24 protein-coding genes are annotated in these 25,789 nt (G+C 74.7%); 10 read left to right on the top strand and 14 right to left on the bottom strand.

Annotated elements, in window-relative coordinates:
- Positions 1-37: 37 nt before the first annotated feature.
- From ACZ7JZ_RS08070 to ACZ7JZ_RS08025, 10 genes are all read right to left on the bottom strand, one after another.
- Positions 38-415 (bottom strand): hypothetical protein, encoded by a 378-nt coding sequence (locus tag ACZ7JZ_RS08070; protein WP_470934521.1) that lies wholly within the window; start codon positions 413-415, stop codon positions 38-40.
- Positions 416-732: 317 nt separating this feature from the next.
- Positions 733-2,838, bottom strand: a complete 2,106-nt coding sequence (locus ACZ7JZ_RS08065; RefSeq protein WP_470934519.1) for an iron ABC transporter permease — start codon at positions 2,836-2,838, stop codon at positions 733-735.
- 79 nt (positions 2,839-2,917) lie between these two features.
- Complete coding sequence (locus ACZ7JZ_RS08060) at positions 2,918-3,895, bottom strand: ABC transporter substrate-binding protein (protein ID WP_470934516.1); 978 nt, start codon at positions 3,893-3,895, stop codon at positions 2,918-2,920.
- Positions 3,892-4,752: an ABC transporter ATP-binding protein gene (locus tag ACZ7JZ_RS08055; RefSeq protein ID WP_470934513.1), complete on the bottom strand. Its 861-nt coding sequence runs from the start codon at positions 4,750-4,752 to the stop codon at positions 3,892-3,894. Before ACZ7JZ_RS08055 ends, ACZ7JZ_RS08060 begins: the two co-directional genes overlap by 4 nt.
- A 122-nt stretch (positions 4,753-4,874) precedes the next feature.
- Positions 4,875-6,065, bottom strand: coding sequence for an acyl-CoA dehydrogenase family protein (locus ACZ7JZ_RS08050; RefSeq protein ID WP_470934510.1), 1,191 nt, complete (start codon positions 6,063-6,065; stop codon positions 4,875-4,877).
- Positions 6,066-6,176: 111 nt separating this feature from the next.
- Positions 6,177-7,052 (bottom strand): hypothetical protein, encoded by an 876-nt coding sequence (locus ACZ7JZ_RS08045; protein WP_470934507.1) that lies wholly within the window; start codon positions 7,050-7,052, stop codon positions 6,177-6,179.
- Positions 7,049-7,933, bottom strand: coding sequence for an ABC transporter ATP-binding protein (locus tag ACZ7JZ_RS08040; RefSeq protein WP_470934504.1), 885 nt, complete (start codon positions 7,931-7,933; stop codon positions 7,049-7,051). The genes ACZ7JZ_RS08045 and ACZ7JZ_RS08040 overlap by 4 nt, the downstream gene beginning before the upstream one ends.
- Positions 7,930-8,331, bottom strand: coding sequence for a GntR family transcriptional regulator (locus tag ACZ7JZ_RS08035; protein WP_470934501.1), 402 nt, complete (start codon positions 8,329-8,331; stop codon positions 7,930-7,932). Before ACZ7JZ_RS08035 ends, ACZ7JZ_RS08040 begins: the two co-directional genes overlap by 4 nt.
- Positions 8,332-8,420: 89 nt before the next feature.
- Positions 8,421-9,302 carry a class II fructose-bisphosphate aldolase gene (locus tag ACZ7JZ_RS08030; protein WP_470934498.1) on the bottom strand — a complete coding sequence of 294 codons (882 nt, stop codon included), beginning with the start codon at positions 9,300-9,302 and terminating at the stop codon, positions 8,421-8,423.
- Entirely contained in the window at positions 9,299-10,189 is an 891-nt protein-coding gene (locus ACZ7JZ_RS08025; protein WP_470934495.1) for an SIS domain-containing protein, read from the bottom strand. The genes ACZ7JZ_RS08030 and ACZ7JZ_RS08025 overlap by 4 nt, the downstream gene beginning before the upstream one ends.
- A gap of 148 nt (positions 10,190-10,337) precedes the next feature.
- Between ACZ7JZ_RS08025 and ACZ7JZ_RS08020 the strand changes: the two genes are divergently transcribed.
- Both ACZ7JZ_RS08020 and ACZ7JZ_RS08015 read left to right on the top strand, forming a co-directional pair.
- On the top strand, positions 10,338-11,147 hold the full coding sequence (locus ACZ7JZ_RS08020) for a DeoR/GlpR family DNA-binding transcription regulator (protein WP_470934492.1): 810 nt from the start codon (positions 10,338-10,340) through the stop codon (positions 11,145-11,147).
- 144 nt (positions 11,148-11,291) lie between these two features.
- A complete protein-coding gene (locus ACZ7JZ_RS08015; protein ID WP_470934489.1) occupies positions 11,292-12,278 on the top strand; it encodes a LysR family transcriptional regulator in 987 nt (328 codons plus the stop codon).
- A 7-nt stretch (positions 12,279-12,285) separates the two neighbouring features.
- Here the strand turns inward: ACZ7JZ_RS08015 and ACZ7JZ_RS08010 are convergent, their stop codons facing one another.
- The 3 genes from ACZ7JZ_RS08010 to tdh form a co-directional block, all read right to left on the bottom strand.
- Complete coding sequence (locus ACZ7JZ_RS08010; protein WP_470934485.1) at positions 12,286-13,257, bottom strand: LysR family transcriptional regulator; 972 nt, start codon at positions 13,255-13,257, stop codon at positions 12,286-12,288.
- Positions 13,258-13,362: 105 nt separating this feature from the next.
- A complete protein-coding gene (locus ACZ7JZ_RS08005) occupies positions 13,363-14,562 on the bottom strand; it encodes a glycine C-acetyltransferase (protein WP_470934482.1) in 1,200 nt (399 codons plus the stop codon).
- A 148-nt stretch (positions 14,563-14,710) separates the two neighbouring features.
- Entirely contained in the window at positions 14,711-15,739 is a 1,029-nt protein-coding gene (gene tdh / locus ACZ7JZ_RS08000) for an L-threonine 3-dehydrogenase (protein ID WP_470934479.1), read from the bottom strand.
- 332 nt (positions 15,740-16,071) lie between these two features.
- Here tdh and ACZ7JZ_RS07995 point away from each other — a divergent pair, with 332 nt between their 5' ends.
- From ACZ7JZ_RS07995 to ACZ7JZ_RS07965, 7 genes are all read left to right on the top strand, one after another.
- Positions 16,072-16,908: an alpha/beta hydrolase fold domain-containing protein gene (locus ACZ7JZ_RS07995; protein ID WP_470934476.1), complete on the top strand. Its 837-nt coding sequence runs from the start codon at positions 16,072-16,074 to the stop codon at positions 16,906-16,908.
- Positions 16,909-17,146: 238 nt separating this feature from the next.
- Positions 17,147-18,094, top strand: coding sequence for an AAC(3) family N-acetyltransferase (locus tag ACZ7JZ_RS07990; RefSeq protein ID WP_470935229.1), 948 nt, complete (start codon positions 17,147-17,149; stop codon positions 18,092-18,094).
- A gap of 66 nt (positions 18,095-18,160) precedes the next feature.
- Positions 18,161-19,822 carry a serine hydrolase gene (locus ACZ7JZ_RS07985; protein WP_470934473.1) on the top strand — a complete coding sequence of 554 codons (1,662 nt, stop codon included), beginning with the start codon at positions 18,161-18,163 and terminating at the stop codon, positions 19,820-19,822.
- Between the two features lie 195 nt (positions 19,823-20,017).
- A complete protein-coding gene (locus tag ACZ7JZ_RS07980; RefSeq protein ID WP_470934471.1) occupies positions 20,018-20,512 on the top strand; it encodes a hypothetical protein in 495 nt (164 codons plus the stop codon).
- Between the two features lie 97 nt (positions 20,513-20,609).
- On the top strand, positions 20,610-21,371 hold the full coding sequence (locus ACZ7JZ_RS07975) for a 3-hydroxybutyrate dehydrogenase (protein WP_470934468.1): 762 nt from the start codon (positions 20,610-20,612) through the stop codon (positions 21,369-21,371).
- A 149-nt stretch (positions 21,372-21,520) separates the two neighbouring features.
- A complete protein-coding gene (locus tag ACZ7JZ_RS07970; protein WP_470934465.1) occupies positions 21,521-23,581 on the top strand; it encodes a galactose-binding domain-containing protein in 2,061 nt (686 codons plus the stop codon).
- 137 nt (positions 23,582-23,718) lie between these two features.
- Positions 23,719-24,333 (top strand): TetR/AcrR family transcriptional regulator, encoded by a 615-nt coding sequence (locus ACZ7JZ_RS07965; protein WP_470934462.1) that lies wholly within the window; start codon positions 23,719-23,721, stop codon positions 24,331-24,333.
- 22 nt (positions 24,334-24,355) lie between these two features.
- On the opposite strand, the gene ACZ7JZ_RS07960 is transcribed toward ACZ7JZ_RS07965, so the two are convergent.
- Positions 24,356-25,201, bottom strand: a complete 846-nt coding sequence (locus ACZ7JZ_RS07960; RefSeq protein ID WP_470934459.1) for a LysR family transcriptional regulator substrate-binding protein — start codon at positions 25,199-25,201, stop codon at positions 24,356-24,358.
- A 37-nt stretch (positions 25,202-25,238) separates the two neighbouring features.
- Between ACZ7JZ_RS07960 and ACZ7JZ_RS07955 the strand changes: the two genes are divergently transcribed.
- The gene (locus ACZ7JZ_RS07955; RefSeq protein WP_470934456.1) at positions 25,239-25,694 is read left to right on the top strand and encodes a DUF5997 family protein; all 456 of its coding nucleotides are present in this window, start codon (positions 25,239-25,241) and stop codon (positions 25,692-25,694) included.
- Positions 25,695-25,789 lie beyond the last annotated feature (95 nt).

The following is a 25,789-nucleotide window of genomic DNA, read 5'->3' as shown; positions in this document are numbered from 1 at the left end:
CGGCCACGTACCGGCGGGACGCGTCGGCCCGGCCCGGCTACTTGCAGAGGATGGTGGGCGCGGCGACCGGGGTGAAGGTCAGCGGGGGCTGGCCGGCGGTCTCGAAGACGGCGACCTTCTCGGCCTCCAGCTGGATGTAGCCGGGGGTGTAGTCGCCGCTCCACTCCACGCGCGGCCCGGCGACCCCGGATTCCATGTCGGTGCGCATCTGGCGCAGCCCCCAGTACTTGCCGGCGAAGGTGAGGGTGCCGATCCCGCAGTGGGTGTAGAGGTCGTACGGGTACCAGACCCCGGGCTTGGGGTCGGCGGGTCCGGTGCGCGGGGAGTCGGTGTCGGGCCTGCCGGGGGCGGGGCGTTCGCCGTCCTGGCTGAAGGGGGCGGCGGCGGGCCCGCTGCCCATGGGTCCCTCGCCCACCGTGGCACCGGCGGGGCTGCAGCCGGTCACGGCGAGCAGGAGGGCGGCGGCGGCCGCGGGCAGGAGGAGCCCGGAGCGGGTCCGGCGGGCCCGGGCGCCGGCGGCCCCCCGGCCTGTGCCTTCTCGGCCTGTGACGCCCCGGGCGGTGGCGCCTCGGCCTGCAGGGACGCCTCGGTCGGCGGGGATGCGCGGTGACTGCATGGGAGGTGCCTTTCGTCCGCGTGGGGATCCGCGTGGGGATGCCCCTGGGACGGCGGGGGCGGTGATCCGGTTCCCCTGGGGGCAGGCCGCCCGCCTCCGCCCGCACCCCCTCACCCCTACCGCCGGCTGCGCACCAGCAGGTACAGGAAGTACGGCGTGCCGATCACGGCCGTCATCAGGCCCGCGCCGAGCTGGGCGGGGGCGATGACCGTGCGGCCGACGAGGTCGGCGGTGCAGACGAGGACGGCGCCGAGGAGTACGGCGACCGGGGTGACCCGGCTGTGCCTGCGGCCCACGAGGGCGCGGGCCGCGTGCGGGGCCACGAAGCCGACGAAGGCGATGGTGCCGGCGGCGGCGACGGCGCTCGCGCTGAGGAGGACGGACAGGACGAGGAAGCCCAGGCGGGCCCGGCCCGGCCGGATCCCGAGCAGCCGCGGGGTGTCCTCGTCGAGGGACACCAGGTCGAGGGAGGTGCGGGCGGCGACGGCGACGGCGACGCCGACCGCGAGCACCCCGGCGAGGGGCAGGACGTCGGGCAGGGTGCGTCCGTACGTGGAGCCGGACAGCCAGGTGAGGGCCTTGGTGGCGTTGAACGGGTCGGTGAGGATGATCAGGAGGCTGATCAGGGCGGCGGAGCCGGTGGCGACGCCGAAGCCGACGAGTACGAGGCGGTTCTGCCGGAAGCCGCCCCTGGCGGCGAGTCCGAAGACCAGGACGGCGGCGACGGCGGCGCCCGCGAAGGCGGCTCCGGCCAGGTCCCAGCTGCCGGCCGCCGGGACGGTCGTCACGAGCAGTACGGCGCCCAGTGCGGCGCCGCCCGAGACGCCGAGGACCCCGGGCTCGGCGAGCGGGTTGCGGGTGACCCCTTGGACGAGGGTGCCGGCGAGGGCGAGGGCCGCGCCGGCGAGGAGGGCGGCGAGGACCCGGGGGGTGCGGGTGTCGAGGATGAAGGTGACGGAGCGTCCGGCGCGGCCCTGGAGCCAGTTCAGTACGTCGCCCAGGAGGAGTTTGGCGTCGCCGAGCAGCACGCCTGCGACCGCGACCGCGACGAGGGCGGCGACCAGGGCGGCCGTGGCGGTGAGGAAGGCGGCCCGGCTGCGGATCCGCACCCGGTCCTGGGAGCCGGCCTCGCTGGTGTCGCGGGCCTTGGCGGCCATGGCGACGAGGAAGACGGCGCCGAGGAGACTGGTGACGACCCCGGTGGGCACGGCGACGGCGAGGTCGGCCGGGACGAGGGCGCGCAGGAGTACGTCGGAGCCGAGGACGAGGGCCGCACCGGCGAGCCCGGCGGCCGGGATCGCGGCGCGGCTGCGGGTGAACCCGCGGAACCTGCGCGCCAGCGGGCGGATCAGGGCGGGCGCGCACAGTCCGACGAAGCCGATGGGGCCGACGAGGGTGACGGCGGCGGCGGAGAGCAGGGCGGCGAGGACGACGGCCGTGATGCGGGTGGCGCGGACGGGTACGCCGAGCCCGCGGGCGGCGTCGTCGCCGAGGGCGAGGGCGTCGATCCGGCGGCCGAGGAGCAGCAGCCCGGCCAGGGCGAGGGCGCCGGCGGGGGCGGTCTGGAGGAGCCCGTCGAAACCGTTCTGGGCGATGCTGCCCTGGTTCCAGTGGTAGAGGCCCTCGGTCTCGTGGGGGAAGAGCAGGAGCAGGCCCTCGGTGACGGCGGTGAGGCCGAGGGTGAGGGCGCTGCCGGCGAGGACCAGGCGGACCGTTCCGGTGCCGAGGCCGGACAGGCCGAGGACGATGCCCGCGGCGGCGAGGCCTCCCGCGAAGGCGACTCCGGCGGAGGCGAACAGCGGGAGGGTGACGCCGGTGACGGTGGCGATGCCGAGGGCGAAGTAGGAGCCGGCGTTGACGGCGAGGGTGTCGGGCGCGGCGAGGACGTTGCGGCTGACGGCCTGGAGGGCGGCGCCCGCGGCGCCGAGGAGGACGCCGACGAGCAGTCCGGCGGCCATCCGCGGGAGCCGGGAGGCGATGACGACAGAGGCGTCGGCGGTGTCGGCGCGGCCGGTGAGGGCCTTCCAGACCTCGGAGGCGCCGACGGCCGCGGTGCCCTGGGTGAGGTCCACGACGGCGAGGACGGCGACGAGCAGGAGGAGCAGGGCCGTCACCGCGGCCGCCGTCCGGGCGGCGGACGCGGGTGCGGACTTCCCCGCGGCGGGGTCCGGGTCCGGATCCGCCGGGGGGCGGGGGGCGGGGGTGGTTGCGGTGGCGGCCATGCTCTCTTCTGCGCTCTCTCTTCTGCTGTGCCCGTACTGCGCCCCGGGCGCGTGCGCCGCGCCCGGGGCGGTGCTGCGGCTACTTCGTCAGGGCGGCGACGAGGGAGTCGACGTACTTGTTCATGGAGTCGGGGCCGCCGAACATCCAGATGCCGTCGGGCAGGCGGTGGACGTTGCCCTTCTTCACGAACGGCAGGGAGGTCCACACCTTGTCCTTGGCGAGGACGCCGCCGAAGGGGTTGCTGCTCTGGTCGCCGTCGTTGCCGATGTAGGCGAAGTACACGTCACCGATCTTGGTGAGGCCTTCGACGTCGGTGGTGCCGAGGCCGTAGTCCTTGTCGCCCTTGACGGTCCAGGCGTTCTTCAGGCCGAGCTTCTCGTTGACGGCGCCGATGAGCGAGCCGCTGGTGAAGGGGCGGATGGAGACCTGGTTGGAGACGAGGTAGCCGTCGGCGAAGGCGACCGGCTTGCCGGCGAGGCCCGCGGCGGACAGGGCCTTGGCGCCCTCGGCGAGCTTGGCCTCGAAGGCGGTCTTGACGGCCGCGGCCTTCTCGGTGGTGCCGGTGGCCCGGGCGATGAGGTCGAGGTTCTGCGTCATGCGGCCGATGGGGTCGGCGGCGTCGGCGGAGCGGAGGGTGAGCACCGGGGCGACCTCGCGCAGCTGCTTGACCGCGGCCGGGGGCAGGTCGGAGGTGGCGACGATGAGGTCGGGCTTGAGGGCGGCGACGGTGTCCATGCTGGGCTCGCCGCGGGTGCCGATGTCCTTGGGCTCGTTCTTCAGCGGGACGACGGTGTCCCAGGTCTTGTAGCCCTTGACGTCGGCGACGCCGACGGGGTCGATGCCCAGGGAGACCAGGTTCTCGACGACGTTCCACTCGGTGCCGACGACCTTCTTGGCGGGGCCGTCGAGCTGGACCTCGGCCCCGGAGGCGTCGGTCAGGGTGATCGGCTCGGCGGTCTTCTTGGCGTCGTCGGCGGCGGGCTCGGTGGTTCCGCAGGCGGTCAGGGCCAGGGCCGCGGTGGTCGCGGCCGCCGCGGTGAGGAGGAACTTCTTCATGGGGTGGGGCTGAGCCTTTCGCTTCGCGAGTGGTGGCGGCCGATGGCACGGGTGCGCAGCCGTCCGGTGAGGGGGTCGGTGTCGACCTCGATGCGGATGCCGTACGTGTCGGTGAGCCGCTGCGGGGTGAGGACCTCGGCGGGGGCGCCGTCGGCGACGACGCGTCCGGCGTCGAGCAGGACGATCCGGTCGGCCACGGCGGCGGCCTGGTCGAGGTCGTGCAGGACCGCGCCGACGGCGATGCCGTGGTCGTCGGCCAGGTCGCGCATGAGGTCGAGGAGTTCGACCTGGTAGCGCAGGTCGAGGTAGGTGGTGGGCTCGTCGAGGAGCAGGACGCCGGTCTCCTGGGCGAGGCAGCCGGCCAGCCAGACGCGCTGGAGCTGTCCGCCGGAGAGGTGTTCGGCGCCGCGGCCGGCGAGTTCGGCCACGCCGGTGAGGTCGAGGGCGCGGTCGACGGCCGCACGGCCGCCGGGGTCCTCGCGGCCCCACCGCCCGCGGTAGGGGTAGCGGCCGAATTCGACCAGGTCCCGTACCGTCAGGCCGCTGGGTGTGGGGCGGCCCTGGGTGAGCAGGGCGACGCGGCGCGAGAAGGCGCGGGGGCTGAGCGCGAAGGCGTCGGTGTCGCCGTCGATGACCAGGGTGGCGGTCCTGGGCCGCTGGAGCCGGGCCAGGGTGCGCAGCAGCGTGGACTTGCCGCTGCCGTTGGGTCCGACGAGGACCGTGACCTCGCCGGGTTCCAGCGTCATCGACGCGTCGTGGACTACGTCGAGGCCCTCGTACGCCACCGTGACACCGGTGGCCGACAGTTGACGGCCGCGGGCAGGGCGGCACGCGGCGTTCTCTTCACCTTCAAGCACGCACGTAGGTTAGCCTAGCCTTAGTTGATCGCCAAGACCGCCCCCGCTTCCGTCGGCAAGGCGATATCAGGCCAGGATCCCCATCCGGCCGTTCCCGGCTGCCGGGGGCGGCGGTACGGGCCTCAGCGGCGCACCCGCGGCATGCCCAGGCCGATCCAGGAGATGATCTCGCGCTGGATCTCGTTGTTGCCGCCGCCGAAGGTGAAGATGACCGCGCTGCGGTAGCCGCGCTCCAGCTCCCCGTGCAGGACCGAACCGGCCGAGCCGTCCTTCAGGGGGCCCGCCGCGGCGACCACCTCCATGAGCCAGGCGTAGGCGTCGCGGCGGGCCTCGGAGCCGTAGACCTTGACGGCCGAGGCGTCCTGGGGGGTGAGGGTGCCGTCCTGGACGGCGTTCACCATCTGCCAGTTGAGGAGCTTCATCGCGTCGAGCCGGGCGTGGGTGCGGGCCAGGCGGCCGCGGACCCAGCCGAGGTCGATCACGCGGCGGCCGTCGGCGAGCCTGGTGGCGGCGGCCCAGCGCTGGACGTCGTGCAGGGCGCGGATGGCCATGGTGCCGTGGGCGGCCAGGGTGACGCGCTCGTGGTTGAGCTGGTTGGTGATCAGGCGCCAGCCCCTGTTCTCCGGGCCGACCCGGCGGGTGGCGGGCACCCGGACGTCCTCGTAATAGCTGGCCGTGGTGTCGTGCGAGGCCAGCGTGTTGATGAGGGTGCAGCTGTAGCCGGGGTCGGCGGTGGGGACCAGGAGCATGGTGATGCCCTTGTGGGCGGGGGCGTCCGGGTCGGTGCGGACGGCCAGCCACACCCAGTCGGCGGTGTCGCCGTTGGTGGTCCAGATCTTCTGCCCGTTGACCACGTACGTGCCGGTCTCCTCGTCGCCCTCGCGCACCGCCCTGCACTTGAGCGCGGCCAGGTCGGTGCCGGCGTCGGGCTCGCTGTACCCGATGGCGAAGTCGATCTCGCCGGAGAGGATCCGCGGCAGGAAGTACGCCTTCTGCTCCTCCGTACCGAACTGCATGATCGTCGGACCGACCGTGTTCAGCGCCATCAGCGGCAGCGGTACGACGGCCTGGGCGGCCTCGTCGAAGAAGATGAACTGGTCCACGGGCGACATCCCCCGCCCGCCGTACTCCACGGGCCAGGCCACCCCCAGCCAGCCGTCCGCGCCCAGCCGCCGGATGGTCTCGCGGTAGAAGCGCTTCTGGGCCGCGGGGTCCTCGTACCGGGCGTAGACGTCCTCGGGCACCAGCCCGGCGAAGTAGGCGCGCAGTTCGGTGCGCAACTGCTGCTGCTCAGGCGTGTATTCGAGGTGCACGGCCCCTCCAGGACGTAGCGGCTCTGCGGCGCTGCTGGCGGCGCACAGACTAGAACCTGTTCCACCAATCCGGAAGGGGCCGGGCGGTCGGCGGGCACGCCGGGCGGACCGTCAGCCGTGCCGCCGCTCCAGCACCCGGAAGGCCGCCGCCGCGGCGAGCGCCGCCAGGGCGAGCACGATGCCGGTCTCGACCAGCTGGAGGGGCCAGAAGTGGGACTCCGGGTGGTGTTCGCGCACGACCGGCGCGGAGAGCCCGGTCCACTCCGACTGCCAGTCCCCGGCGCGGAGCGCCGGCCCCTCGACGGCGGGCCACAGGTGCGGGCGCAGCCAGGACATGGCGACGGCGAGGGCCGCCGCGGCCGCGGCGGCGGCGCCGGCCGCCGGCAGGGTGCGGCGCAGCAGGACCCCCGCGAGGGCTCCGGCGGCGACGGCGAAGAGGGCGTGGGCTACGGGCACGGCCCCGGTGGCGGCGTACGCCTGCCAGAGGTACCAGTCCAGCGGGTAGTACCCGTCGAGCCCGGCGGCGCGGACCCGGTCGAAGGCCAGGGAGAAGAGGGGTACGGCGGTCAGGGCGAGGGCGGCCGGAACGGCCAGCTTCGCGGCCAGCCAGCGGCGCGGGCTGAGGGACTGGGTCCACAGCATGGCGTGGGTGCCGGACTCCAGTTCGCGGCCGGTCATCGGGCCGGCGACGAGTACGGCGAACAGGACGGGCAGCAGTGCCAGGGAGACCCCGGCGTACTGGAGCAGCGCGGACCCGTTGTGCAGGTCGTCCAGGTAGACGCGGACGAGGCCGCCGCAGTCGGCGGTCGTGCGCTGCACGGAGCAGCCGCTGGCCGCGTACTCGTCCGCCGTGTCCGCGGTGTACCAGCGGTGCAGGGGCAGCGCCGCGGCCGCGAGGGCCGGCGCTGCGAACAGCAGCCACAGGGCGCGCCGGTGGACGAGGGCGGTGACGCGCAGGGCGCCGATGAGGGCGTGGGCGCTGCTCATGCGGCGGCCTCCGGGTGCTGGTGGGGGGTGCCCGCGGTCATGGCCGGGGTGAGGAGGGCGGGGGCCCCGGGGGAGCGGAGGTGGGCGAGGAGCACGTCCTCCAGGCCCGGTTCGAGGACGGCCGCCCCCTCGGTGTCGACGGGGCCGCGGGGGCGGACCAGGGCGGTCAGCTGGCGTCCGGCGGTGCGGGATTCGACCACGGTGTGCGGGGCCAGGTCGCGCACGGGACCGGTGAGCAGCAGGTGGGCGGCGACGAGGTCGTCGATGGCGCCGGCCAGCCGGACCCGGCCGCCGTCGAGCAGCAGGAGGTGGTCGCAGGCCTGCTCCAGTTCGCCCAGGATGTGCGAGGAGAGCAGCACCGTGGTGCCGTTCTCGGCGGCGGTGGAGAGCAGGGTGCCCATCAGGCGCTGGCGCGCGAGCGGGTCGAGATCGGCCATCGGCTCGTCCAGCAGCATCAGTTCGGGGCGCTTGCCGAGGGCCAGGGCGAGGGCGATCTGCGTGTGCACGCCCCCGGAGAGGGTACGTACGCGCCGACCCGGGTCGATGCCGCCCGCCTCGACCACCGCGCGGGCCGCGGCCGCGTCCCAGCGGCCCGGGTTGAGCTCGGCTCCCATGCGCAGGGTCTGCTCCACGGTGAGCTGCGGGTAGAGCGGCTTGTTCTGCGCCACGTAGGCCAGTTGCTCCCGGGCAGCGCTGCGGATGGTGCCCGCCGTGGGCCTCAGCAGGCCCGCGGCAGCGGCCAGCAGGGTGGACTTGCCGGCCCCGTTGGGGCCCACGAGCGCGCAGATGCTGCCCGCGGGCACCCGGAACGAGCAGTCGTCCAGGGCCTGTTCCCGCCCGTACCTGATGCCGAGGCCCTGGGCCTCGATGGTGACCGTCACGGTCCCTCCCCCTCGTTCGGTGCGCTCCCGGCCCCGTCCAGCACGGCCGTGAAGAGCGCGGTGATGTCCTCCTCCTCCAGTCCGGCCGCGCGGGCCCGCTCCATCCACTGCGCCAGCTCGGCGCGCAGCGGGCCGTCGGCGGCCCGCCCCCCGCCGAGGCCCCGGCGGACGAAGGTGCCCAGGCCGCGGCGGCCCTCCACGAGTCCTTCGCGTTCCAGTTCGCGGTACGCCTTCAGGACGGTGTTGGGGTTGACGGCCGTGGCCTCGACGACCTCGCGGGCCGTGGGCAGCCGGTCGCCGGGCCGCAGCAGGCCCAGCCTGAGGGCCTGCTTGGTCTGCTGGACGATCTGGAGGTAGGTCGCGACGCCGCTGCGCCGGTCGATCCGGTACGTCACCACGCCGCTGCACCACCCTTTCACTAATGAAGTAGTGAAAGGGTGGTGCAAGGGGACCGCGCCTGTCAACTCCCTTCCGGGAGAGCCGTTTCCTACGCCTGGGCCGGGACCGTCAGGGGCAGGCCCGCGCCCAGGGCCGTGATCAGGGCGGCGGCCGTGCGGGCCATGGCGGCCCGGCCCACGGTGAGGTACGAACGGCAGTCGGCGGCGCCCGGGTGGGCGTCGAGGTGGGTGCGGATCGCGTCCGTCATGGCCACGTTGAGGGCCGTGCCGATGTTGACCTTGGTGATCCCGCCCTCCACCGCGGCGGCCAGTTCCGCGTCCGGCAGCCCGGAGGAGCCGTGCAGCACCAGCGGTACGTCCACCGCGGCCGCGAGCCGCCCCAGCAGGACGTGGTCGAGGGCGGCGGTGCGGGTGGTCATGGCGTGGGTGGTGCCGATGGCCACGGCCAGGGCGTCCACCCCGGCGGCGGCCACGAAGGCGGCGGCCTCCTCCGGGTCCGTACGGGCACCCGGCGCGTGCGCGTCGAGGGGGGCCGCGCCGCCCTTGCCGCCGACCTCGCCGAGCTCGGCCTCGATCCACAGCCCGTTGGCGTGGGCCCATTCGGCGGCCGCGCGGGTCGCGGCCAGGTTCTCCGCGTACGGCAGGTGCGCCGCGTCGTACATCACGGAGCTGAACCCGGCCGCGGCGCACTGCCGCAGCAGGTCGGCGCTCTTGACGTGGTCGAGGTGGAGGGCGACCGGGACCTCGGCGGCCTCGGCCGCGGCGGCGGCCGCCCGGGCCAGGGGCAGCACCCGCCCGTGCCGGTACTTGACGGCGTTCTCGCTGATCTGGAGGACGACGGGGGTGTGCACGCTCTCGGCGCCCGCGATGGCCGCCTCCGCGTGCTCCAGGGTGATGATGTTGAAGGCGGCGACGGCGCGGCCCGCGGCGGCGGCGTCCGCGACGAGGTCGCCGGTGGCGGCGAGGGTCACCGGACCTCCCCGGCGAGGATCACGGAGCGGGTCAGGTGGCGGGGGCTGTCCGGGTCGAGTCCGCGGCGCTCCGCCACGGCGAGGGCCAGGCGCTGGGCGCGGACCAGTTCGGCGACGGGGTCGAGGGTGCCCTGGATCCAGCGGGCGCCGGTCGCGGCGACCTGTTCGGGCAGTCCGTGCGGGGCCCGGCCGAGCATCCAGGTGGCGCTCTCCGGCCCGGTGACGCTGATCGGCCCGTGCCGGTACTCCATGGCCGGGTAGGCCTCGGCCCAGGAGAGGGAGGCCTCGCGCATCTTCAGGGCGGCCTCCTCGGCGAGCCCGGAGGTCCAGCCGCGGCCGAGGAAGGTGAACTGGCCGCACCCGTCGAGCCCTTCGGGCAGCGGCTCGGCGAGCGCGGTACGGGCGTCCTCGGCCACCGCGTCGGAGTACAGGCCGAAGTGGGCGCGCAGCAGGGTCAGGGCGGTGGTGGCGAAGCGGGTCTGCACCACCGACTGCTCGTCCGCGAAACCGAGGACCGCGAGCTGGTCGGCGAGGGCGGCGACCGGGGTGTCGGGGTCCCCGATGACCGCCGTGGTGGGGGTGCGGCCGCGCAGGGCCGCGAGGAGGTCGAGCACCTCGGTGGTGGTCCCCGAGCGGGTCAGGGCGACCACCCGGTCGTAGCGGCGGCCGGCCGGGAACTCGGAGGCCGGGAAGGCGTCCGTCTCCCCGAGGCCGGCGGTCTCGCGCAGGGCCGCGGCGGCGCGGGCCATGAAGTACGAGGTGCCACAGCCGGTGATGGCCACCCGCTCACCGGGGGCGGGCAGCATCCTGCGGTGGGCGGGGGCGAGTTCGGCGGCGCGCTGCCAGCATTCCGGCTGCGAACCCAGTTCACGGGCGGCATGGCTCATTCCAGACGACTCCCTCTCGGGCTTCCTGCACGTACATGCTTGTTCTTGCAAGTTAGCGTGTGGTTTCGAGCAACTTCAAGCATCAACGGTGACGGGTTGGGCTAGGGTCGGGCCGAATACGCCGTACCGCACCACGGAAGGACGTCCGATGTCCCGCGACGCCCGCTGGAAGACCCTGCTGGACCTGCTGGTGGAGCGGGGCCGGCTCGACGTGGACGCGACCGCGGCCGAGCTGGGCGTCTCCCCCGCCACCGTCCGGCGGGACTTCGACCAGCTCGCCGAGCAGCAGCTGCTGGTCCGCACCCGCGGCGGCGCGGTGGTGCACGGCGTGTCGTACGAGCTGCCGCTGCGCTACCGCAGCTCGCGGCGGGCGGCCGAAAAGCAGCGGATCAGTGCCGCGGTGGCCGCACTGGTGGCGCCGGGCGAGGTGGTCGGGCTGACCGGCGGCACCACCACCACCGAGGTGGCCCGGGCCCTGGCCGCCCGGCCCGACCTGACGGGGGCCGGGGCCGCGGGCGGCCCGGACGGCGGGGGCTCCGTCACCCTCACCGTGGTCACGAACGCCCTGAACATCGCCGCGGAGCTGGCCATCCGCCCGCAGTTCAAGGTCGTGGTCACCGGCGGGGTCGCCCGCCCGCAGACCTACGAGCTGACCGGCCCCCTCGCGGACGGGGTCCTGGGGCAGATCACCCTGGACACGGCCGTCGTGGGCGTGGACGCCTTCGACCCCCTCGACGGGGCCGCGGCCCACGACCAGGACGAGGCGGCGATCAACCGGCTGCTGTGCGAGCGGGCCCGCCGGGTGGTGGTGGCCACGGACTCCAGCAAGCTGGGGCGCCGCGCCTTCGCCCGGATCTGCCCCGCGGACCGCGTGGACGTCCTGGTCACGGACGCGGCGGTGCCCCCGCGGACGGCGCAGGCCTTCCGGGAGGCGGGCGTCGAGGTGCAGGTCGTCTGAACCCCCGTTCCCGACGAACTGCCCCCTCCGCCTGCGGACGGCCCGTCCGGACCCGGCCGGGAGCGCATCCGGAACTCACCCTTCTACATCCTCCCACCTGGAACAATGCCGAAAGCCGCAATCAGCGGTAACCCACGATGACCGATGGGGGCACCCGTGCTGGAGCGGCACGAGCTCGACGCGTTCCTGGTCCTCGCCGAGGAACTGCACTTCGGGCGCGCCGCGGACCGCCTCACGGTCTCCCGCGCCCACGTCAGCCAGACCATCAAGAAGCTGGAGCGCCGCATCGGCGCCCCGCTCTTCGTCCGCACCAGCCGCCGGGTGGCGCTGACCCCGCTCGGCGGACAGCTGCGCGACGACCTCGCCCCGCACCACCGCGCCATCGCGGAGGCCGTGCGCCGGGCCGTGGCCACCGCGCAGGGCGCCGCCGGCACCCTGCGGATCGGCTTCGTCGGCGCCCTGTGGGGCCAGCTGTTCGTCCTCGCGGCGGACGCCTTCCGCACCGAGCGCCCGGACTGCGGGGTGGAGCTGCGCGAGTACGCCTTCGGGGTGGCCCAGGAGCCGCTGCGCAGCGGCGGGGCCGACCTGATGAACGCCAGCTTCCCCGTCCGCGAGGCGGACCTGGCCACCGGCCCGGCGCTGGTGCGCGAGCCCCGGATGCTGGCCCTGCCCGCCTCCCACCCGCTGGCCGCACGCTCCTCGCTGCGGCGGGCGGACCTGGCGGGGGTGACCATGCTGCGCACGCCGACCATGCCGGACTACTGGGCCCGCTCGCGCACCCTGCGCGAGGACAGCGGGGACTGCGGGGACTCGGGGGCACCAAGCGCCGGTACGGGGGCCGCGCCCGGGGCGGAGCCCGCCCCCGAGGGCCCCACGGTGGGCTCGCTGCAGGAGGCGCTGGCGCTGATCGCCGCCGGGAAGGGGGCGTACCCGGTCGGGGCCCAGGTGGTGCGCTTCTACCAGCGGCCGGACCTGGCGTACGTACCGATCGAGGACGCGCCGCCGCTGGACTGGGGGCTGGTGTGGCGGGCCGGGGCGGACACCCCGCTGCTCCGGGCGTTCGTCAGCACGGTCGCGCGGGTGGCCGCCGCTTCGGGGCACCCGGGCACGCAGGGCGGCGGAGGATCCTAGGCCGTCTCTAGGCAGGGTCCCGGGGGCCCGGGGCGGGCGCCCCGCCCTCCGCGTTCGCCGGGGACAGGTTCGCGGCCTCCCGGACCAGGGCCTGGAGGACGGGCCGCAGGAGCGGGTGGCCCCCGCTGCCGCGGCGCACGGCCGCGAACACCCGGCGGGTGGCGGCCGGGCCGGTGACGGGTCCCGTGACGGGCCGTACGACGACCTCCTTCAGCTCCATGCCGCGCAGCGCCGAGCGCGGTACGAGCGCCACCCCGGCCCCGGCCCCGGCGAGGGCGGCCACGGCCCGGAAGTCGTCCGAGGAGTGCACCAGCCGCGGCTGGAAGCCGGCCAGCTCGCAGGCGAGGACGACCACGTCGTGGCAGGGGTTGCCGGGGCTCTGCCCGATCCAGTCGCTGTCGGCGAGCTCCGCGAGGGATATCCCGGGGTGCGCGGCCAGCGGGTGCGAGGCGGGCAGCACCGCGTCGAAGGGCTCGGCGTACAGCGGTACGAGCGAGAGCCGGGCGTCGTCGGCGCCGGGGCCGCCGCGGTACTCGACGGCCAGGGCGAGGTCCGCCTCCCCGTCGAGCAGCATCGGCAGGGCCTGGTCCCCCTCGGCGTCGCGCACCCGGATCCGGATCCCGGGGCGCTCGCGGGCGAGGCGCGCCAGGGCCGGCGCCAGGACCTCGGCGATGCCGGTGGCGAAGGCCGCGACGGTGACCTCGCCGGCGCTCCCGTCGGCGTAGGCCGCGAGCTCCGCCTCGGCCCGCTCCAGCTGGGCCTGCACCTCGTGGGCGTGGCCCACGAGGATCTCCCCGGCGGCGGTCAGCCGCACCCCGCGCCCGCTGCGGGAGAACAGGGCGTGCCCGGTCTCCTGTTCGAGGGCGGCGAGCTGCTGGGAGACCGCGGAGGGGGTCAGGTACAGCGCGGCGGCCGCGGCGGTCACCGTCCGGTGGTCCGCCACGGCCCGCAGGATGCGCAGCCGGCGGGGGTCGATCACCCCGCCATTGTGTCAGGCCCGCACAGGGGCCCCGGGGCGCGGCCCGTGGCCGCGGGACCCCGGAGGGCCCCGGAAGGGCCGCGCCCCGGCCCGGAGCGCGGCGCCTCAGCCCTGGAGGGCGGCGCGGGCGTCGATGAAGGCGGCGACGGCGCGCTCGACGTCCTGTGCCGAGTGGGCGGCCGAGAGCTGGACCCGGATGCGGGCCTGGCCCATCGGGACCACCGGGTACGAGAAGCCGATCACGTACACGCCGCGCTCGAGGAGCAGCTCGGCCATCCGGCCGGCCTCGGCGGCGTCGCCGATCATGACGGGGGCGATGGCGTGGTCGCCGGGCAGGATCTCGAAGCCGGCCTCGGTCATCTTCGTGCGGAACAGCTTCGTGTTCTCGGCGAGGCGCTCGCGCAGGTCGCCCGCGGACTCCAGCAGGTCGAGGACCTTGAGGGAGGCGGCGGCGATGACCGGGGCGAGGGAGTTCGAGAACAGGTACGGGCGGGAGCGCTGGCGCAGCAGCTCGACGATCTCGGTGCGGGCGGCCACGTAGCCGCCGGAGGCGCCGCCGAGGGCCTTGCCGAGGGTGCCGGTGATGATGTCGACGCGGTCCATGACCCCGTGCAGCTCGGGGGTGCCGCGGCCGCCGGGGCCGGTGAAGCCGACGGCGTGCGAGTCGTCGACCATGACCATGGCGTCGTAGCGGTCGGCCAGGTCGCAGATCTCGGTGAGCGGGGCGACGTAGCCGTCCATGGAGAACACGCCGTCGGTGACGATGAGCTTGCGCCGGGCCCCGCCCTCGGCCGCCGCCTTGAGCTGCGCCTCCAGGTCGGCCATGTCGCGGTTGGCGTAGCGGAAGCGGCGGGCCTTGGACAGGCGGATGCCGTCGATGATGGAGGCGTGGTTGAGGGCGTCGGAGATGACCGCGTCCTCGGCGCCGAGGAGGGTCTCGAAGACTCCGCCGTTGGCGTCGAAGCAGGAGGAGTACAGGATCGTGTCCTCCTGGCCGAGGAAGGCCGAAAGGCGCTGCTCCAGCTCCTTGTGGACCTCCTGGGTGCCGCAGATGAAGCGGACGGACGCCATGCCGTAGCCCCAGCGGTCCAGGGCGTCCTTGGCGGCGGCCACGACCTCGGGGTGGTCGGCCAGGCCGAGGTAGTTGTTCGCGCAGAAGTTCAGCACCTCGCCGGGGGCGCCGCCCGCGGTGACGGCCACCGAGGCGCTCTGCGGGGTGCCGATGACCCGCTCGGGCTTGTGCAGGCCGGCGGCCCTGATCTCGTCGAGGGTGGCGCGGAGGTCGTCGCGTACGGACTCGAACATGTGCTGCTGCTCCTTGTGCGGCGGAGGGCTGTGGTGCGGAGGAGGAGTGAGGGGGACCGGACCCCGCTCGGGGGGGGGTGGAGCGGGGTCCGGTCCGGGAAGGGGGGCGGTGGGCCCCCGTGGCCTTGCGGGCGGGCCCGACCGGGGGTCAGGCCGTCCAGTCGAGGATGATCTTGCCGCTGCGCGCGGTCGCGGCCTCGTCGAAGGCCGCCTCGAAGTCCTGGTAGCCGTACTTGCCGGTGATGACCGGGCTCAGGTCCAGGCCGCCCTCCAGCAGGACCGTCATGGCGTACCAGGTCTCGAACATCTCGCGGCCGTAGATGCCCTTGATGGTGATCATCGAGGTCACGATCTTCGCCCAGTCCACCGGGAACTCCTGCGCGGGCAGGCCCAGCATGGCGATCCGGCCGCCGTGCGTCATGTTGTCGATCATGTCGCGCATCGCCTCGGGGCGGCCGGACATCTCCAGGCCGATGTCGAAGCCCTCGCGCAGCCCGAGGCGGTTCTGCGCCTCGGCGATGGGGTGCTCGGAGACGTCGAGGGCCAGGGTGGCACCGGCCTTGCGGGCGATCTCCAGGCGCTCCGGGCTGACGTCGGTGATGACCACGTTGCGGGCCCCGGCGTGCTTGGCCACGGCCGCGGCCATGATGCCGATCGGGCCGGCGCCGGTGATCAGGACGTCCTCGCCGACCAGCGGGAAGGACAGCGCGGTGTGCACGGCGTTGCCGAAGGGGTCGAAGATCGCGGCCACGTCGAGGTCCACGCGGGTGCGGTGCACCCACACGTTGGACGCGGGCAGGACCACGTACTCGGCGAAGGCGCCGTCGCGGCCCACGCCCAGGCCGACCGTGCTGCGGCACAGGTGGCGGCGGCCCGCCAGGCAGTTGCGGCACTTGCCGCAGACCAGGTGGCCCTCCCCGCTGACCAGGTCGCCGACCGCGACCTCGCCGGCCCCGGCGCCGACCGCGGCGACCTCGCCGACGAACTCGTGGCCGAGCACGAGGGGGGTCCTGACGGCGCCCTGCGCCCAGCCGTCCCAGGAGCGGATGTGCAGGTCGGTGCCGCAGATGCCGGTGCGCAGGACCTTGATCAGGACCTCGCCCGGGCCGTACTCGGGCTCCGGCACGTCCATGAGCCAGAGTCCGGGCTCGGCCTTGTGCTTGACGAGTGCCTTCATGGGTGCGGCTCCATGCGGGAAGTGCGGGACGGGCAGGGCGTACGCCTCAAGGCATACGCCACGCGGGGGTCCCGGCGGCCACAGCGGCCACAGGGTTCCCTCGGACGCGCACCAATGTGCCGAGAAGATCACTCTTCAGTCCATCGAGGATTTCTTAAGCGGGCCGACAGCAGAACTTCACGCCTATGCTCCTACCGGACGGGGACGGGCACCGGGAGGGGTCGGGACGGGTGACGGGCGAGCCGAGTCTGCGGAGCAGAGCGCTGACCGCGGCGCTGGTCGTATCGGGGAGGCGCAGGCGCTGGGCGAGCGCGGAGGCGGTACGGGCGAGGGTGGCGGAGACCGCCCGGCGGCCCGCGTCGCACCTGCCGCCGCGGAGCCTGGCGCGGGTCGCGGAGGTGTCCCGGACGATCGTGGGCGCCTGGCCCGTGTACGACGTGTCCCCGCGGGACCGGGAGCCGACCGCGCAGGTGCTGTACCTGCACGGCGGCGGCTACATCAACGAACTGGTGCGCCCCCACTGGGCGTTGATCCGCACGCTGGTGACCCGCGCCGGGGCCCGCTGCGTGGTGCCCGCGTACACCCTGGCGCCGCGGGGCACCGCCGACCGGACGGTGCCGGTGGCGGCGGACCTGCTCAGCGGGCTGATCGCGGGCGGCGGGGCGGGCGGGACGGTGCTCATCGGGGACTCGGCGGGGGCGGGCCTCGCCCTGGCCGCCGCCCAGAAGCTCCGCGACCGCAGCGGGGCGCAGCCCTCCCGGATCATCCTGGTCTCGCCCTGGCTGGACGTGTCGATGAGCCACCCCGACCAGACGGCGATCGAGCCGCGCGACCCGATGCTGGCGCGCGCCGGGCTCCGCGAGGCGGGCCGGCTGTACGCGGGCACGCTCGCGGCCGACGACCCGCTGGTCAGCCCGCTGTACGGGTCCCTGGCGGGGCTGGCCCCGCTGACCCTCTTCAGCGGCACCCGCGACGTGCTCGGCCCCGACAGCCGTGAACTCCTCGACCGGGCCCGGCGGGCGGGGGTGGACGCCGAGCTGGTCGAGGCGCCCGGCCAGACGCACTGCTACCCGCTGCTGCCCGTGCCGGAGGGGCGCGAGGCGCGGGACCGGATCGTGGACCTGATCGCCCGTACCCGGGCCGTGCCTGGGGGCGCGGAGGCCGCGTAGAGCGGTCCGTCCGGGGTCCCGGCGGCTGGTGGGGGGCCTTCCCGGCCGCTCCGGAGCCTTCCCGGCCGTTCTTGAGCCCTCCGGGCCCGGGGTCGGGGTCGGGCGGGGGTCGGGTCGGGTCGGGTCGCCCGATCGGGTGGCGGGCGCCGCGGGGCGCCCCCGGCGGGGGCGGCCGTCCTACGATGACCGGGTTCCGCACGACCGGCCGGGCCACAGGAGTGAGTTGCGCGTGAGCACCATGCCGCCGTACCCCCAGCACCGCCGGGAGCCGTCCCGGACCGCTCCCGCCATGCCTGCTGCTCCCGCCGTGCGCGGGGCCCGGGCGGGCCTGCCGGAGCGACCCGGGAAGCCCGCCCTGCCCGTGCGCTCCGCGCCGCTGGACTCCCGGCTCACCGCCGACCTGCGGGCGCTGGGCGTCGCCGGGGGCGGTGTGCTGATGGTGCACGCCTCCCTGCGCGCGCTGGGCCCGCAGGTCGGGCCGGGGCCCGTGCTGCGGTCCCTGCGGACCGTACTCGGGCCCGCCGGGACCCTGGTGGCCCCGGCCTTCACCACGGAGAACTCCGACACCTCGCCCCAGTACCGGGAGCGGACCCGGGGCCTGTCCCCGCGGGAGGTCGCCGCGCTGCGCGACCGGATGCCGGCCTTCGACCCGCACGCCACCCCCGCCCCCGGGATGGGGGCACTCGCGGAGGCGGTCCGGCGCAGCCCGGGGGCGCTGCGCAGCGGGCATCCGCAGACCTCGTTCGCGGCCCTCGGGCCCGCCGCCGGGGCGGTCGTGGCGGACCACGCCCCGGACTGCCACCTGGGCGAGGAGTCGCCCCTGGCCCGCCTGTACGGGCTCGATGCGCAGGTCCTGCTGCTCGGGGTGGGTTTCGAGCGGTGCACGGCCTTCCACCTGGCCGAGTACCGGGTGCCGCAGCCGCCCCGCCGGGAGTACTCGTGCGTGGTGCTGCGCGGGGGCGTGCGGCAGTGGTGGTCGTACGAGGACGTGGCCCTGGACGACTCGGACTTCGGTGCGCTGGGCGCCGCCTTCGAGAAGGGTGCGGCAGGTCCGGCCGCGGGTGTCCGCGGACCGGGCGCCGTGCGCACCGGCCGTGTGGGCGGGGCCGCCGCGCGGCTGCTGTCCGTGCGCGGGGCGGTGGACTTCGCGGTGGGCTGGCTCCCGGGGCGGCGCCGGGCCCGCTGAGTCGCGTACCGCCGAGCCCCGGGCGCCCCGGGAGACAGGGCGGGGCGGGGGGCGTTCAATGGCTGTATGGACACCGTACGGGGGGCTGCCGTACGGGGGGTCACCGCGCGGGGCCGGCGCCGGCCCCGGGCCCGGCTGCTCGCCGTGTCGGGGCTGGCCGCGCTGCTGGCCGCCACCGCCGCACCCGGGGCCGGGGCAGCGCCCGCGCCGCCGCCCGCGCCGGAGCCCCAGCTGGACCGGGCGAAGGTGGACCGGGCCCTGTCGAAGCTGGACGGGTTCGTCACGGCGGCGATGGAGAAGAGCGGGATCCCGGGCGTGTCCGTCGCGGTCGTGTACCGGGACGAGGTCGTCTACCTGAAGGGCTTCGGGGTCCGCAAGGCGGGCGAGAGCGCGAAGGTGGACCCGGACACCGTCTTCCAGCTGGCGTCGGTGTCGAAGCCGGTCTCCTCGACGGTGCTCGCCGCGCTCGCGGGCCGGGAGGGCGGCGGGCCCGGGGACGAGGACGGGCCCGCGGAGGGTCCCGGGGGGCTGTGGGAGCGGCCGGTGGCCGGGGAGCTGCCGGGCTTCACGCTCAAGGACCCGTGGACGGGCCGGCACGCGACCGCCGCCGACCTGTTCTCGCACCGCAGCGGCCTGCCCGACCACGCCGGCGACCTGCTGGAGGACCTGGGCTTCGACCAGGAGTACATCCTCGGACACCTGCGGTACGAGCCCCTGACCCCCTTCCGCGCGAGCTACGCGTACACCAACTTCGGGTTGACCGCGGCGGCGGAGGCGGTGGCCCGCGCCGAGGGCGTGAGCTGGCAGAAGCTCAACGAGGACGTCCTGTTCAAACCGGCCGGGATGGCCTCGACCAGCACGCTGTTCGCGGACTACGCGAAGGCCTCCAACCGGGCCTGGGGGCACGTGCGGACGGCCGGTGGCAGCTGGGAGCCGCGGTTCGTGCGCGACCCGGACGCGCAGGCCCCGGCCGGCGGGGTCAGCTCCACAGCCCGGGACATGTCCCGATGGCTGCGCCTGCAGCTGGCACAGGGCAGGCTCGACGGGAAACAGATCGTCGACGGCGGGGAGCTGACCCGCACGCACACCCCGCACTCCCTGTCGCATCCGCCCAACTCCCCCACGGCGCGCACCGGTTTCTACGGGCTGGGCTGGAACGTGAGCTACGACGACCAGGCCCGGCTGCGGCTGAGCCACACCGGCGCCTTCGCGCTCGGCGCGAACACCAACGTGACGATGCTGCCGCTGGAGCAGCTGGGCATCGTGGTGCTCGCCAACGGCGCCCCGCTGGGCGGCCTGCCCGACGGCGTGGCCATGGAGTTCTTCGAGACCGCGCAGTACGGAGCCCCCCGTGCGGACTGGCTCGCCCTGTTCGCGGGGCTGTACGCGCAGCAGGACGAGGCCGGGCGCTCGGAGACGGACTACGCGAAGCCGCCCGCCGACCCGGCCGCGGCGCGTGCGGACTCCGCGTACACGGGCACGTACGACAACCCGTACTACGGGCCGCTGAAGGTGGTCGCGGGTGACGGCGGGCGGCTCGTGCTGGAGCTGGGTCCCGAGCCGCAGCGCTACCCCCTCACGCACTACGACGGGGACGTGTTCAGCTTCGAGACCCGGGGCGAGAACGCGGTGGGCCGGACCGGGGTGACGTTCCGCGGGGACACCGTGCGGGTGGAGTACCTGGACCAGAACGGGCTCGGGACCTTCACGCGGGCGGGCTCGGGCTGACGTCCGGGCGGCCTGCGGCCGGCTTCCGGGGCGGCCGCCGGGTAACGAATGCGTTTCCCCTTCATGCCTTTGGTGCTTTTTGAGAAGGAATCGGCAATTCCTCTACCCGTCTCCCCCGGGCGGCGGATAATCGTCCGTACTGCGGCTTGAATGCGACTTCCTGCCGCTCCGCGACACGTATGCAACGGGGGCATCGTGCCGAAACACGACGTGGGGAATCCGCCCGGGCCACCGGGACCGCCCGGGCCGTCGGGGCCGCCCGCACCGCCCGACACCCGGTTCCACGAACTGTCCCGGCTGCTGACGGCGGTGCGCCGCGGCCGGGTCACGACGGTGACGGGCGAGCGCGCGCCGCGCAGCCGGCTCGTCCGCGAGATCGCGCACCGGCTGGACTCCAACTTCTTCGACGGCACGGCCGTCATCTCCGTGGACCGGCCCTTCGGGGCCGAGGAGCTGTCGGCGGCGCTCGGCGGACCGGCCGGCACGCCCTTCCCGCCCTGCGGCACGGGGGACGTCCGCGGCCCGCTGGCCGAGTGCGACATGCTGCTCGTCCTCGACGGCTGCGACCAGCTGACCGCCGGGGCCCTGGACTGGCTGCGCGGGCTGCTGGCCACCGCGCCCGGGGTGCGGATCCTGGCCGCGGGCAGCCGTCCGCTGGCCGTGGAGGAGGGCCGCGTCCACCGGCTGTGACGGCCGCGGGCACGTGGCCGGCCGCCACCCCCGCGCCGCGAGGTGTGGCGGCCGCACCCATGGGCAGCGGCCGGGCCGCCTCCCTAACGTTCCCGGCATGACGAGTGAGAGCCACACGGACCTCGGCGGCCGCACGGCCCTGGTCACCGGCGGCGCCAGCGGGATCGGGCTGGCCTGCGCGCGGGCGCTGGCCGCGGCCGGTGCGCGGGTCCACATCGCCGATTTGAACGCGGACGCGGCCGCCGCCGCGGCCGCGGAGACCGGCGGCCTGGCCCACGCCGTGGACCTGTCGGACCCGCGGGCCCTGGAGGGTCTGCCCGGGGACGTCGACGTCCTGGTCAACAGCGCGGGGCTCCAGCACGTGGCACCGCTGGAGGAGTTCCCGCCCGAGCGCTTCGAGCTGATCCAGCGGGTGATGGTGACGGCCCCCTTCCTGCTGGTGCGCCGCTGCCTGCCGCACATGTACCGGGGCGGCTGGGGCCGGGTGGTGAACATCTCCAGCGTGCACGGGCTGCGCGCGAGCCCGTACAAGTCCGCGTACGTGGCCGCGAAGCACGGGCTGGAGGGGCTGAGCAAGGTCGTGGCGCTGGAGGGCGCCGCCCACGGGGTGACGAGCAACTGCATCAACCCCGGGTACGTGCGCACCCCGCTGGTCGAGGGACAGATCGCGGCGCAGGCGGCGGTGCACGGCATCCCGGCGGACCGGGTGGCGGCGGAGGTGCTGCTGCACCGGTCGGCGATCAAGAGGCTGATCGAGCCGGAGGAGGTGGCGGCGGTGGCCGTCTGGCTGTGCGGCCCGCTCACCGGGTACATCTCGGGCGCCTCCGTACCGGTGGACGGGGGCTGGGGGGCGCACTGAGCGGCCCGGCCCCTCCCCCGGGACCTGCGGACCGCGGCCGCCCCGAAGTGCCTTTGCGGGAAGGATTCTGACGATTCATCAGGCACATCATCAGGTCGGCCGTCCCGGACTATTGACTCCGTACGCGCCAGTAGCAATCCTCACAGGCCATGACGCGACCCCCACAGCGCAGACGCAGGCCCCTGCTGGTCCTGTCGTTCCTCCTCGCAGCGATGGCCATGCTGCTGGGCCCCGTGCCCAGTTCCGCGGCCGAGCCCGGGTGGTGGACCCCCACCGCCCGGCCCGCCCCCGATTCCGAGATCAACGTCACCGGCGAGCCCTTCAAGGGGACCGACGCCAAGGGACAGGTCCGGGGCTTCGTCGACGCCCACAACCACCTCATGTCCAACGAGGCCTTCGGCGGCCGGCTCATCTGCGGCAAGACCTTCTCCGAGCTGGGGGTGGCCGACGCGCTCAAGGACTGCCCCGAGCACTACCCCGACGGCTCCCTCGCCGTCTTCGACTTCATCACCAAGGGCGGTGACGGCAAGCACGACCCGGACGGCTGGCCCACCTTCAAGGACTGGCCCGCCCACGACTCGCTGACCCACCAGCAGAACTACTACGCCTGGGTGGAGCGCGCCTGGCGCGGCGGCCAGCGCATCATGGTGAACGACCTGGTCACCAACGGGGTCATCTGCTCGGTGTACTTCTTCAAGGACCGCAGCTGCGACGAGATGACCTCGATCCGGCTCCAGGCCCGCAAGACGTACGAGATGCAGGCCTTCGTCGACAAGATGTACGGCGGCCCCGGGAAGGGCTGGTTCCGGATCGTCACCGACACCGAGCAGGCCCGCCGGGTGATCGGCGAGGGCAAACTCGCCGTGGTCCTCGGGGTGGAGACCTCCGAGCCCTTCGGCTGCAAGCAGGTCCTCGACGTCGCGCAGTGCGGCAAGGCGGACATCGACCGCGGGCTCGACGAACTGCACCAGCTGGGCGTGCGCAGCATGTTCCTGTGCCACAAATTCGACAACGCCCTGTGCGGGGTCCGCTTCGACTCCGGGGCCCTCGGCACCGCCATCAACGTGGGCCAGTTCCTGTCCACCGGCACCTTCTGGAAGACCGAGGAGTGCACCGGCCCGCAGCGCGACAACCCGATCGGGCTGGCCGCCGCCCCCGCCGCGGAGAAGGAGCTGCCGGCCGGCGTGAGCGTGCCCTCGTACGCGGCCGGCGCCCAGTGCAACACCCGCGGGCTCACGGAGCTGGGCGAGTACGCGGTGCGCGGGATGATGAAGCGCAAGATGATGCTGGAGATCGACCACATGAGCGTCAAGGCGGCCGGCCGCGCCTTCGACATCCTGGAGTCGGAGTCCTACCCGGGCATCATCTCCTCGCACAGCTGGATGGACAGCGAGTGGACCGAGCGGCTCTACAAACTCGGCGGGTTCGCGGCCCAGTACATGAACGGCGCCGAGGCCTTCAGCGCCGAGGCCAAGCGCACGGACGCGCTGCGCGACAAGTACGGGGCGGGCTACGGCTACGGCACCGACATGAACGGCGTGGGCGGCTGGCCCGGCCCGCGCGGCGCCGACACCCCGAACCCGGTCCGCTACCCCTTCCGCAGCACGGACGGCGGCTCGGTGATCGACAAGCAGACCACCGGGCAGCGCACCTGGGACCTCAACACCGACGGCGCTTCGCACTACGGCCTGGTCCCCGACTGGATCGAGGACATCCGGCTGACCGGCGGCCAGGACGTGGTGGACGACCTGTTCCGCGGCGCCGAGTCCTACCTGCGCACCTGGGGCGGCTCCGAGCAGCACAAGGCCGGGGAGAACCTGGCCCTGGGCCGCCCGGCCGCCGCGTCCACCAGCGAGTGGTGGAACCCCTTCGTCTCGTACGCGCCCGGCCGGGCCGCGGACGGCGACGGGGGCACCCGCTGGGCCAGCGAGTGGAACGACGACCAGTGGTGGCGGGTCGACCTCGGCTCCGTGAACCTGGTCAAGCGGATCACGCTGGACTGGGAGCGGGCGCACGGCAGGGCGTACCGGATCGAGCTGTCCGCGGACGGCAGCGAGTGGAAGACCGCCTGGTCCACCACCGCCGGGGACGGCGGTCTGGACACGGCGCGGTTCGAGGGGACCCCGGCGCGGTACGTACGCGTCCAGGGGGTACAGCGCGGCACCCAGTGGGGCTACTCGCTCCACGAGGTGGGGGTCTACAGCAGCTGACCCCGTACAGCAACGGGCGGAGCCGCCCGGACCGGCCCCGCGCCGGTCCGGGCGGAGCCGTCCGCACCGACGGGTGGCGCGGCGCCGGCGGGCGCCGCGCCCCGATGCGTACCGGGCAGGTACGGGAGGGAGGGCGCATGGCACGCTTGCCGTCCGCCGAGCGCCGCCGGCAGCTCACCGAGGCCGCGATCCGCGCGATGGCCCGCGACGGGGTCGCCCGGACCACGACCCGGTCGATCGCCGCGGAGGCGGGCGTGTCGCTGAGCGTCTTCCACTACTGCTTCGAATCGAAGGAGGCCCTCCTCGAAGCCGTGATCTCCTCGATCACCGACCACTACGCGGCCGTGGTCAAGGAGGCCCTGCGGCCCCGGGAGACCCTCCAGGACACGATCCGGGCGGGCTTCCAGGCCTACTGGGACCACGTGGTGGCCCACCCGGGCGCGCACATGCTGACGTACGAGCTGACGCAGTACGCCCTGCGGCAGCCGGGGTTCGGGCACCTGGCCCGGCGCCAGTACGAGCTGTACGCCGAGACCTACGCCGAGCTGATCCGGCAGCTGCGCGCCGAGATGGGCTTCACCCTGCGGGTGCCGGTGTCGGTGCTGGCCCGCTACCTGGCGGCGATGACGGACGGGCTGACCCTGCACCACCTGGCCCTCGGCGAGGCCGCGGGCGCAGCGGCGGTCCTGGACACGGTCACGGCGCACGTGGCGGGACTGGTCGAGACCCCGGTCCCGGCCGTGGACGCCTGAGCGGCGGGGACGCCGGCGCAGGTCAGCGGCCCCGGGGCTTGCCCGGGCGGCGGGCGCCCTTGGCCGCGGCCCTGCCGCCGCCCCCGGAGCGGGCGGCCGACTTCCCGCCGGTCCGGGCCGCCCCGCCGCGGGCCCCGGCCTTGGCTCCGCCCTTCGCGGACCCCTTGGCCGGGGCCTTGCCCTGGCCCTTGGCCGAAGCCTTGGACTGCGCCTTGCCCTGCGCTTTCGACTGGTCCTTCGGCGGGGTCTGGCCGCGGCCGCGGGTGCTGTTCACCGTGCGCCCGCGGACGATCCCGATGAACTCCTCGACCAGGTCGGGGGTGGTCTCCGCGGCCGGCCAGGACAGGGCGACCCGGGACTCGGGGACCCCGGTCAGGGTGCGGTAGGTCAGGTCCCGCCGGTGGTGCAGCCGGGCCAGCGACTGGGGTACGGCGAGCACGCCGATCCCGGCGGCGACCAGCTCGACCGCGTCGGCCGTGGTGGCGGGCCGCTCGAAGGCGGGCCTGCCCGGCGGGCGCTCCTCCCAGCCGAGGGTGTCGTCGAGCGGGTGCAGCACGATCTCGTCCGCCAGGTCCTCGGCGGACACCTCCTCCACCGCCGCGAAGAGGTGGTCCTTGGGGACCACGACCACCGTGGTCTCGGTGTAGAGGGGGATCGCACTGAGGTCCTCGCCGTCCACCGGCAGCCGCAGCAGCGCCGCGTCGGCCGCACCCCCGCGGAGCATCCCGAAGGATTCCGCCGGGGCGGCCGGGACGAGGGTGAGGGGGACGTCGGGCAAGCGCTCGTTCCAGATCCGCACCCACTTGGCGGGGGTCGCTCCCGGAACGTAGGCGAGCCGGAACGCGGGGGATTCATCCGAGCCTGTCACCCCGCAAGGCTACCGGGCGTGGTCGGAGCCCGTGCACATGCTCGATACCCTTGACACCATGACGTCGCACCAGAGCACCCAGACGATGAAGCCCGCGACCGCGGCGAAGAAGCTGGGTGTGTACCTCGAGGCCACCCCCGCAGAGTTCCAGGAGGGCGTGGTCTCGCGCGCCGAGCTGAACGAGCTGCAGGCCAACCCGCCCGCGTGGCTGAAGGAACTGCGGGACAACGGCCCGCACCCCCGCCCCGTGGTCGCCGCCAAGCTCGGCATCTCGATCGCGGGCCTGGCCCGCGGCGGGGTCACCGAGGCCCTCACCACCGAGCAGATCGAGGCCCTCAAGGCCGAGAACCCGACCTGGCTGGAGAAGGAGCGCGCGACCCAGTCCGAGGTCCGCAAGGAGACCGTCCGCATCAAGCAGATGCGCGCGGAGAAGGCCGAGAAGGCCGAGAAGGCCGGCAAGCCCGCCGCCGCGGACCGCCGCCCCCGCTCCTGACCCGCCCCGTCCCGCCACCGCGGCGGGGTCCCGTCCCCGGGACCCCGCCGCGGTGTTCGCGTATCCGGCCCAGGGAGCGCGGGGGCGGCTCAGCC

This window comes from Streptomyces sp. NPDC038213 (assembly GCF_055600495.1).
The sequence above is the reverse complement of the archived record's forward strand: the minus strand, read 5'-3'. Positions and strand labels throughout refer to the sequence as shown.

What these genes read in the sequence shown, in the direction of transcription:
- ACZ7JZ_RS08065 (WP_470934519.1), bottom strand. Translation starts at nt 2,838, where the DNA reads ATGGCCGCCACCGCAACCACCCCCGCCCCCCGCCCCCCGGCGGATCCG.
- ACZ7JZ_RS08060 (WP_470934516.1), bottom strand. Translation starts at nt 3,895, where the DNA reads ATGAAGAAGTTCCTCCTCACCGCGGCGGCCGCGACCACCGCGGCCCTG.
- ACZ7JZ_RS08045 (WP_470934507.1), bottom strand. Translation starts at nt 7,052, where the DNA reads ATGAGCAGCGCCCACGCCCTCATCGGCGCCCTGCGCGTCACCGCCCTC.
- ACZ7JZ_RS08025 (WP_470934495.1), bottom strand. Translation starts at nt 10,189, where the DNA reads ATGAGCCATGCCGCCCGTGAACTGGGTTCGCAGCCGGAATGCTGGCAG.
- ACZ7JZ_RS08020 (WP_470934492.1), top strand. Translation starts at nt 10,338, where the DNA reads ATGTCCCGCGACGCCCGCTGGAAGACCCTGCTGGACCTGCTGGTGGAG.
- ACZ7JZ_RS08015 (WP_470934489.1), top strand. Translation starts at nt 11,292, where the DNA reads ATGGGGGCACCCGTGCTGGAGCGGCACGAGCTCGACGCGTTCCTGGTC.
- ACZ7JZ_RS08005 (WP_470934482.1), bottom strand. Translation starts at nt 14,562, where the DNA reads ATGTTCGAGTCCGTACGCGACGACCTCCGCGCCACCCTCGACGAGATC.
- tdh (WP_470934479.1), bottom strand. Translation starts at nt 15,739, where the DNA reads ATGAAGGCACTCGTCAAGCACAAGGCCGAGCCCGGACTCTGGCTCATG.
- ACZ7JZ_RS07990 (WP_470935229.1), top strand. Translation starts at nt 17,147, where the DNA reads ATGCCGCCGTACCCCCAGCACCGCCGGGAGCCGTCCCGGACCGCTCCC.
- ACZ7JZ_RS07985 (WP_470934473.1), top strand. Translation starts at nt 18,161, where the DNA reads ATGGACACCGTACGGGGGGCTGCCGTACGGGGGGTCACCGCGCGGGGC.
- ACZ7JZ_RS07975 (WP_470934468.1), top strand. Translation starts at nt 20,610, where the DNA reads ATGACGAGTGAGAGCCACACGGACCTCGGCGGCCGCACGGCCCTGGTC.
- ACZ7JZ_RS07970 (WP_470934465.1), top strand. Translation starts at nt 21,521, where the DNA reads ATGACGCGACCCCCACAGCGCAGACGCAGGCCCCTGCTGGTCCTGTCG.
- ACZ7JZ_RS07965 (WP_470934462.1), top strand. Translation starts at nt 23,719, where the DNA reads ATGGCACGCTTGCCGTCCGCCGAGCGCCGCCGGCAGCTCACCGAGGCC.
- ACZ7JZ_RS07955 (WP_470934456.1), top strand. Translation starts at nt 25,239, where the DNA reads ATGCTCGATACCCTTGACACCATGACGTCGCACCAGAGCACCCAGACG.